The sequence below is a fragment of the Oleiphilus sp. HI0123 genome (genome assembly GCF_001635315.1).
Genome location: NZ_LWGE01001290.1, coordinates 1 through 1,733, shown reverse-complemented (window position 1 = coordinate 1,733; position 1,733 = coordinate 1). Strand labels below are relative to the sequence as shown.

Sequence of the window (1,733 nt, the reverse complement as noted above, 5' to 3'; positions counted from 1 at the left end):
AACTTGGTTTGAAGGTCACCATCGTTCCCGTCGTCTCAGAATGACCCACCTCTTTAAGGGAGTAATCAGGCACACCGTGGGTATACTCTTGCTCGTATATTTTGCCTTCTCTGCGTATCGTTAACTTAAGCTTTTCGGATAAAGCATTTACAACCGATACACCAACACCGTGCAAACCACCGGATACTTTGTAGGAGTTATCATCGAACTTACCACCAGCGTGTAATACTGTCAGAATAACTTCGGCTGCAGAAACCCCCTCTTCCTCGTGAATCTCTGTAGGAATACCACGCCCGTTATCAGATACCGAAATTGAATTATCAAGATGGATAACAACATCAATCGTATCGCAATGACCAGCAAGCGCTTCATCGATCGAGTTATCAACAACTTCGAAAACCATATGATGAAGACCGGTACCATCATCGGTATCACCAATATACATTCCTGGTCTTTTTCTTACCGCGTCTAAGCCTTTTAGTACCTTAATACTTGAAGAATCATAGTTATTTTCAGTTTCACTCATTCAGCTTTTGCTCCTAATATTTCAGGTACTATATTTGTTTTTCTTGATAATCATATTCATGAATACGGCCATGTTCCACGTGGAACATTTTACAATCTGACCGATGCTTATCTAAATAATCTCGGGGTATCTCTCGATCTAAAACTGTACACATTACTTGTGCGTCCAACTCTAACAAATTAGAGAGAATTATATCGATATTCTTACTATCTAGCTCCGCGGCAATATCGTCTATCAAGACGAGAGTCTGCGAATCGTTTAATTCTTTTAGGCATTTTACATGAGCGATATATAAGGCAATTATCAATAACTTCTGTTGCCCACGAGATAAAAATTCACTCACATTCTTACCACTTATTCTAAGCTTAAGATCAGCCCGATGTGGTCCATACTGGGTATACTTTTTTTCTATATCTTTCGAACGATTTTGGTCTAACATTTCTGCCAGGCTTTTACTCTTATCCCAGCCTTGAAAGTATTTTAATCCTATCTCACTTTGTTCGTTTAAACCCAGTCCGGCCAATACAGTTTCGAAGGTAACTCGAAACCTATCCATAAATTCGATTCTATGCTGCGTTATTTGCTCTCCTAAGAGCGATATACGCTTATCCCATACTTTTAGTTGAAGTAGGTCTATTTTAGCAGTTCGGAGTAGACTATTCCGCTGTTTTAGACAATTAATATAATCGTTCCACAAAAAAGAGAATTCATGTTCCACGTGGAACACTCCCCAATCTATAAACTGCCGTCTAACTTTTGGAGGACCAGTAAGTAAATCGAAACTTTGAGGTTCAACCATCAGAACCGGTGTTAGTTTCGCTAGAATTGCTGCACTCTTTATTGATTGGCCGGAAATTTTAATCTCGGAACCCTGGAGGGTCGACTTTCTGACACCAATGGGCGTAGCTTCTTCATTTTGCTTTGAGGTATTAACTTTGCCGAAGACAATCAGCTCTCTACTCTTGGCGTCACTATTTATAATATTATCGATATGGCGGGTACGGAAAGAGCGCCCTGTAGAGAGTAAATAAATTGACTCAAGTAAGCTGGTTTTACCCGATGCATTTTCGCCCCAGATAAAATTTAAAGACTTACTAAAAGAAACACTCAGATCGTGGAGGTTTCGAACGCTCTTTATTGATATTGACGATAAGGACATAAATTAACTAAAGGCTCTACGAAAAAGGACATAGAACCATAAATGATG

The 1,733-nt window shown here is 39.5% G+C and carries 2 protein-coding genes; both read right to left on the bottom strand.

The window, feature by feature from the left end; all coding sequences use genetic code 11:
* On the bottom strand, positions 1-526 hold a 526-nt coding region (locus A3761_RS15585; protein WP_231881234.1), incomplete at its 3' end, for an ATP-binding protein.
* 28 nt (positions 527-554) lie between these two features.
* The gene (gene recF / locus A3761_RS15580; RefSeq protein ID WP_068507325.1) at positions 555-1,685 is read right to left on the bottom strand and encodes a DNA replication/repair protein RecF; all 1,131 of its coding nucleotides are present in this window, start codon (positions 1,683-1,685) and stop codon (positions 555-557) included.
* Between the last annotated feature and the right edge of the window lie 48 nt (positions 1,686-1,733).